Origin of the sequence: Galbibacter sp. (genome assembly GCF_035306585.1) — a bacterium.
Lineage (GTDB): Bacteria > Bacteroidota > Bacteroidia > Flavobacteriales > Flavobacteriaceae > Galbibacter.
On the sequence record NZ_DATGNU010000039.1, the window covers coordinates 1 to 7,421 of the forward strand.

Here is a 7,421-nt window from a genome sequence, read left to right on the forward strand (position 1 = left end):
AATAGGGTTAAATATAAAAAAAAAATGTTATTAAACATTAAAACTACAGCAGAGAGGAAGGGATTCGAACCCTCGATACGCTTTTGACGTATACACACTTTCCAGGCGTGCGCCTTCGACCACTCGGCCACCTCTCTGTAATTTCAATAGCTTTAGGGCGCCAAATAACGAATTTTTTTTTAGTTCTTAAAATATATGTAGTTAATTTTAACTCATTTCTCCTCTTAATGAAGCTTCATATATGGTTTTGAACACTTTAGCCTCAATATTACTGCCCAATAAAAACATGAGTTTGGCAAGTGCTGCCTCGGTCGTAATGTCTTTTCCACTAATAATTCCTAAATTTTTAAGGTGAGAACTCGTCTGATAACGTCCCATTATAACACTTCCACCAGAACACTGTGTAACATTTACAATTATTTTTCCCGATTCAATGGCATTTTTTAATGCTTTTTCAAACCATTTTACCGTGGGAGCATTCCCAGCACCATAGGTTTCTAATACGACAGCTTTAATTCTTGGATTAGTCAAAATACATTTAACCATGTTTTCCGTTATTCCTGGAAACAATTTTATTAGAGCAATATTAGGATCGAGATTTTTATGAACTATTAGTCTCTTTTTTTTAGGCTTTAACAAATACTCATGATGAACCTTAAGATGAACTCCACTCTCTGCAAGGGTTGGATAGTTCAATGATGAGAATGCCTCAAAATGTTCCGCATTAATTTTTGTGGTACGGTTCGCACGATACAACTTATATTCAAAATATAAGCAAACCTCTTTTATGACGGCTACTCCCTTATTTTGTAGCGACGCAATTTGAATAGAGGTAATAAGATTTTCCTTAGCATCAGTTCGCAGGTCTCCAATAGGAAGCTGCGAACCTGTAAATATTACAGGTTTAGATAGATTTTCCAACATAAAGCTTAAAGCAGAGGAAGAATAACTCATCGTATCACTCCCATGTAAAACGACAAACCCATCGAACTGATCGTAATGATCTTCGACCGTTTCTGCAATTTTTACCCAGCATTCAGGATTCATATCGGATGAATCAATGGGTGATTCAAAAGACATACTGTGTATCTCACAATCCAATTGGGTAAGTTCTGGAATTCTGCTTAATAACTGGTCAAAATCAAACGCTCGAAGTTCGCCTGTTTCAAAGTCCTTCACCATACCAATGGTACCTCCTGTATATATCAACAGAATTTTAGGAATCATGATTCTAGGTTTAACTGGTTCACCACTGGGTTTGCATACATAAGTAAATAATTATGGAGGGCTATTTTGTTATTGCCCTCAACACGTCTATGAATTCTGCGTTGGAATTGGCGCTTTTCCTTTTCAGTGTAACGGTCTTTGAAGGTATCCACCTTGTACAACATATCATATGCCATGTAATTGGAAGGCCATAGGTGATAATTCTTATGTATTTGTTGATCGATTTGGTCAGCCAACAATTGATATTGCCTATTTAATGTTTCACCACTGCGTCCAATAGCATCGAGTTCGGCATCCATTACTGAACCAGCACTGATATGAATTCGCTTTTTTTGTCCTGTTACACCTTTGAGAATACTGTTGAAATCTTCATTATTGGATTTCACATACGCTATATCGTGGTGTTTGGCCATCAGTTCAGGGATCTTCAACACATCCGTGGGATCAAATTCATATGAAATGGATATCGGGACGATCTTTAAACTCTTAAAATATTCCATTACAGATAGACCGTTATGAGCTAAAGCAATCATTTTTAAAACCCCTTGTTGTGTGAGATCATTGCCATCTTTGGTTCTTCCTTCCTTTTGTGCTATCCACACAGACCTATTTTCCTTATGCAGCTGGTGACCAATATACTGAGAAACCATTCTGGAAGTCTTAAGCATTTCTCTTGGCGGGAGATCCCTCATGATGAGAAAACTTCGATTTAGCTTAGCAAGTTCCATCAGAAAGGGTTTTTTAACGAGATTATTTCCAATAGCGGATGCTGTCATGATTTTCTCATGCTCTAATAAGGCAACATTCAAAAGTGAAGTATCTAGTATAATATCACGATGGTTACTAATATATAGATATGCCTGATTGGGATCTAATTTATCGAAACCTGAAGTTGTGAAGCCTTCAGAACTTTTTTCAATTACAGTTCGAACACTCCTGTATATGACTTTAGACTGGAAATCTTGTATAGAGTTACACGAGCGCACTAATTCAGAGATTTCATCCCAGGACTTATCTGGGAATGTAAACTGTAATAAGGCCTGAATCATCGGATGATTCAGCCCTTTTTCGAGTGCGTCATTTACCTCGGCATCTAAATAAGGCCGAATATCATCAATAGTAATCACGTCTACTTAACTTTTTGACAAAGGAACAAAATTTAGTCCATTAAACTTTTCAAACCAATATCAAACTCCAAAAACTTCTTTAGAGTTTTCAGTTGTTATCTGTGCAACCTGCTCCAAAGGCATTTGATAAATGGCAGCTAACTTGGCCGCAACTTCTAATAAATAGGCACTTTCATTTCGTTTACCTCGATAGGGAACTGGTGCTAAATAAGGAGCGTCTGTCTCCAAAACGATATTTGAAATATCTAATTGATTCAAAAATTGATCAATTTTACCATTTTTAAAGGTAGCAACCCCGCCTATTCCTAATTTCATTTGATAGCCAATAGCCTGTTTAGCCTGTTCAAGTGTACCTGTAAAACAGTGAAAAATCCCAAATAAATCCCCCCCCTTTTCCATTTCTAAAACTTCAAAAACCTCATCAAAGGCATCTCTGCAATGGATCACAATGGGCAAGTGATATTGTTTGGCTAATTTAATTTGCTCCCTAAAGGCATATTGCTGCTGTTTTAAAAAACTTTTATCCCAGTATAGGTCGATTCCGATCTCACCAATAGCTACAAAAGAATGTTGGGATAAAAGTCTCTTTACGGTCTCGAGTTCCTCTATGTAATTCTCTTTAACATGGGTTGGATGAAGACCTGACATAAGGTAAACGTTCTCCGGATAACGCTTTTTTAGATCAAACATAGCTTGATTATATGTGGAATCAATTGCTGGTATAAAAAATCGTTTAATACCAAGATCCAAGGCACGTTGGATCATTTGATCCCTATCCTCCTGAAAAGCTTCACTATATAAATGGGTGTGTGTATCTGTTAAAATCATGCTGCAAAAGTAACAGTTTAAACGGCTATATTTGTACAAAATTAGATTTCAATGCAGAGTTTGAAAAAATTCCTTCACGACAAAGGATATATAAGAGTTCCTTTAACTATCACTAAAACAAATCACTTGGAAATAGTTGCAAAAATAAACGGTATAGAAGGTCGATTTATTCTCGATACAGGAGCCTCAAGCACCTGTGTTGGGATGGATAGTGTTGAACATTTTAAGTTGCGCACTCAAGAATCTGAAATAAAAGCCTCTGGTGCTGGTGCCTCTAACATGCTCACTCAAATCTCCAAGAAAAATAGCATTGAAATCTCCAAATGGTTCCATAAAAAAATTAAAATTGTTCTTTTCGACCTCTCCCATGTCAATAATGCCCTTATCAGGCATGAAGCCCTTCCAGTACATGGCATTATTGGAGCAGATATTTTAAAAAAATCGAAAGCAATCATTGATTACCACAAGAAAGCAGTTTTCTTAAAACCTTAAAAAAGGCATTACTTTTTCAAGGTTTTATCTTTATACCAAGCGGGCATGTTGTAAATTTTCCTAAAACTTTAGCAAACACCCCCCTTAAAATAGGGTGATTTTCCCTATTGACTTCCAATGAGATTTATTGCAATTTTACACCTGCAAATTATATAACAATGATGAAAACAACAGCCAACCAACACCAACTTCTTCGCACTAACCGACAACAAGAACGTATCATCACCAGCAGTATCTTTTGTTTGATTATCATAACATTCTTAATCAACATACTACTATTTATGATACTGTGACACGATTCAAGTAATCATTTCACTGGCCTACTAAATTTAAAACGCCCAGACTACAAATAACAAGTAGTGCTGGGCGTTTTTATATCGTATCAACCGTTTATCGGTCAAAAATTAATTGAATTTCTTATAACTCCAATGCCTTTTTAACATTACCATCCATAAGGAGCTCCTGAGGATTTTCCAAAGCTTCTTTTACAGCTACTAAAAATCCTACAGACTCTTTTCCATCGATTATTCTGTGATCATAAGATAAGGCTACATACATAATAGGTGCAATTGCTATAGCGCCATCTCTGACAATTGGACGCTCCACAATATTGTGCATTCCAAGAATAGCACTTTGAGGTGGATTAATAATTGGGGTAGAAAGCATCGAACCAAACACCCCACCATTTGTAATGGTAAATGTTCCACCAGTCATTTCATCCACAGTGATCTCACCATCTCTTACACGAATTGCCAATCTTTTTATTTCAGCTTCAATCCCTCTGAAACTCAAATTCTCCGCATTTCGTACCACTGGAACCATTAACCCTTTAGGGCCTGATACTGCAATACTAACATCACAGAAATCATAGCTTACCATCTCTTTTCCGTCGATCATGGAATTGACCGCTGGGAATTGCTCTAGGGCTCTCACCACAGCTTTAGTAAAAAAGCTCATAAAGCCTAAGCCGACGTTATGTTTGGATTTAAATTCCTCTTTATACTGATCCCTCAACTGGAAAATAGCGCTCATATCTACTTCATTAAAAGTAGTCAACATCGCAGTTTCGTTTTTCACTGAAACCAGACGTTCTGCTACTTTTCTTCGCAACATCGAAAGTTTAGTTCGAGAAGAAGTTCGACTAGCAGAACCAGGAGTTCCCATAGAAGGCACTGCGTTTACAGCGTCTTGTTTAGTAATTCGTCCATCCTTACCAGTACCCTTTACATCCTTAGGGTCAATACCTTTTTCGACAAGCACTTTTTTAGCAGCAGGACTAGCAGTTCCACTGGCATACGTTTGTGTTTCAGCAGCAGGCTGTTCTACCTCTTTTTTCTCTTGCTTTGGAAGTTCAGGCTTTGGTTCTTCCTTTTCTTCTTTTTTCGGTGTATCACCCGCTGGTTTAGCTGCAGAAGTGTCGATTAAACAAACCACTTCTCCTACCGCTACTGCATCTCCTTCTTCTGCTTTTAATGTGATTACTCCACTTGCCTCCGCAGGTAATTCTAGAGTTGCTTTATCTGAGTCGACCTCAGCGATCGCCTGATCCTTTTCAACATAATCCCCGTCCTGAACCAACCATTCTGCAATCTCTACCTCTGTAATGGATTCCCCTGGTGAGGGCACTTTCATTTCTAAAACCATTGTTTCTAAATTTAGTTTTATTTTTTTAGTCTTTTATACCAGTTTTACTATGTAAATATAATCTTATTTTGGTTTGCGAACCATATTGTCTTGGGTTTTATCAAAGACATAATCAATCACTTGTGCATGTCTTCTCTTACTCCTAGTGGTACTTCCTGCAGCAGGTGCAGCATAGAATCTTCGAGAGGCAACTCTGAAGTTTCTAGCTTCTTCAAAATGCAGTAATAAATGACTCCAAGCCCCCATATTTCTAGGCTCTTCCTGCGCCCATACAACCTCTTCAGCATTGGTGTATTTTGCCAAAATTGCTTTGATCTTCTTTACAGGTAACGGAAATAATTGTTCCAATCTAACAAGTGCGACATCCGCTCGATTACGTTCAATTTTAGCATCCAAAAGATCGTAATAGAACTTTCCAGTACAAAGCACTACGGATTTAATTTCCTTCACATGGGCATCTACATCATCAATGACAGTTTGGAAACTTCCATTTACAAATTCATCTACCGTTGAGACCGCTTTTGGGTGTCTCAATAAACTCTTAGGAGTAAATACAATTAATGGTTTTCTAAAGTTAACCTTCATCTGTCTTCTAAGTAGGTGGAATAAGTTGGCAGGCGTAGTACAATCCGCTACGAACATGTTATCCTTAGCACACAATTGCAAGTATCTTTCCATACGCGCTGAGGAATGCTCTGCCCCTTGACCTTCATAACCATGTGGAAGTAGCATTACTAATCCATTTTGTAATTTCCATTTATCCTCTGCTGATGAAATATACTGGTCGATCATTATTTGTGCCCCATTACTAAAGTCACCAAATTGAGCCTCCCAAATTGTAAGCGTATTTGGAGATGCCATAGCATATCCATAATCAAAGCCTACAACTCCGTATTCTGATAGTAAAGAATTATAAATGTCAAAATGTGCATTCTGATACTCATCTAATCTATTTAAAAGTACAATTTCTTCTTCCGAATCTTCCACCTTTATCACGGCATGTCTATGGGAGAACGTTCCTCTTTCCACATCCTGACCAGAGAATCGAACAGCGAATCCTTCTTCAAGTAAGGAAGCATAGGCCAATAGTTCTCCCATGGCCCAATCCAACTTATCAGTCTCGAAAAACATTTTGTTTCGCTCACTTACCAGCCTTTCAATTTTACGCAAGAACTTTTTATCCTTAGGCAAAGTGGTAATTTTCTTGGCTAATTTTTCAAGTTTTTCCTTAGGGTATGCGGTGTCTATTGGAGCCAACATCTGATCCTCTTGAGCAGGCACAAATCCTTTCCACTCGTCCTGCATAAAAGGTGTAATAATCGTGTTTTGCTCTTTTCTAGAATCCTCAAGCTCTTCCTCTAGAATAGCTTTATAATCCGCTTCTAATTTTTTAACATACTCAGCATCAATAACGCCTTGCTCGATCAGCTTTTGCGCGTAGATTTCTCTAGGATTTTTGTGTTTAGCAATAGCCTTGTACAACTTGGGTTGGGTAAATCTTGGTTCATCACCCTCGTTGTGACCGTACTTTCTATAACCTAATAAATCTATAAAGACATCCCTTTGAAATCGCATGCGATAATCCAACGCAAAAGTAGCAGCATGGACCACCGCTTCTGCATCATCTGCATTGACATGAAGTACAGGAGAAAGGGTCACCTTCCCAACATCTGTACAATAGGTCGATGAGCGTCCATCCAAGTAGTTGGTTGTAAAACCAATTTGATTATTTACCACTATGTGAATAGTACCACCTGTTTTATATCCATCGAGTTGTGCCATTTGCACCACCTCGTAGGCAATACCTTGACCAGCAATGGCTGCATCGCCGTGAACGACAATGGGAAGTACCTTAGAGTAATCGTCCCTAAAGTGTCTGTCTTGTTTTGCTCGCGTGATACCTTCTACAACTGCACCCACCGTTTCAAGGTGTGAAGGGTTGGGAGCAATGTTCATATTTATCCTTTTGCCATTGTCCGTTTGACGATCACTGGTCCATCCCAAGTGATATTTTACATCTCCATCGAAAACTTGTTGCTCGTAATCTTTTCCTTCGAATTCACTAAAGATATCCTTGGCCGCTTTTCCGAAGATATTGGTCAA

Annotated in this window: 6 protein-coding genes and 1 tRNA gene; 1 reads left to right on the plus strand and 6 read right to left on the minus strand. The window is 38.1% G+C overall.

What is annotated here, in order from left to right:
- Positions 1–49: 49 nt before the first annotated feature.
- The 4 genes from VKY50_RS04140 to VKY50_RS04155 form a co-directional block, all read right to left on the minus strand.
- A tRNA-Ser gene (locus VKY50_RS04140) sits at positions 50–137 on the minus strand.
- Positions 138–207: 70 nt separating this feature from the next.
- Positions 208–1,227 (minus strand): asparaginase, encoded by a 1,020-nt coding sequence (locus tag VKY50_RS04145; protein ID WP_324299153.1) that lies wholly within the window; start codon positions 1,225–1,227, stop codon positions 208–210.
- Positions 1,224–2,354, minus strand: coding sequence for a 1-acyl-sn-glycerol-3-phosphate acyltransferase (locus VKY50_RS04150; protein ID WP_324299155.1), 1,131 nt, complete (start codon positions 2,352–2,354; stop codon positions 1,224–1,226). Before VKY50_RS04150 ends, VKY50_RS04145 begins: the two co-directional genes overlap by 4 nt.
- A 60-nt stretch (positions 2,355–2,414) precedes the next feature.
- Positions 2,415–3,182: a TatD family hydrolase gene (locus tag VKY50_RS04155; RefSeq protein WP_324299157.1), complete on the minus strand. Its 768-nt coding sequence runs from the start codon at positions 3,180–3,182 to the stop codon at positions 2,415–2,417.
- Positions 3,183–3,233: 51 nt separating this feature from the next.
- Here VKY50_RS04155 and VKY50_RS04160 point away from each other — a divergent pair, with 51 nt between their 5' ends.
- Positions 3,234–3,674, plus strand: a complete 441-nt coding sequence (locus tag VKY50_RS04160) for a retropepsin-like aspartic protease (protein ID WP_324299159.1) — start codon at positions 3,234–3,236, stop codon at positions 3,672–3,674.
- A 417-nt stretch (positions 3,675–4,091) separates the two neighbouring features.
- On the opposite strand, the gene odhB is transcribed toward VKY50_RS04160, so the two are convergent.
- Together odhB and VKY50_RS04170 are read right to left on the minus strand one after the other, a co-directional pair.
- Complete coding sequence (gene odhB / locus VKY50_RS04165; protein ID WP_324299161.1) at positions 4,092–5,318, minus strand: 2-oxoglutarate dehydrogenase complex dihydrolipoyllysine-residue succinyltransferase; 1,227 nt, start codon at positions 5,316–5,318, stop codon at positions 4,092–4,094.
- A gap of 63 nt (positions 5,319–5,381) precedes the next feature.
- A partial coding sequence (locus tag VKY50_RS04170; RefSeq protein WP_324299163.1) for a 2-oxoglutarate dehydrogenase E1 component occupies positions 5,382–7,421 on the minus strand: 2,040 nt, incomplete at its 5' end.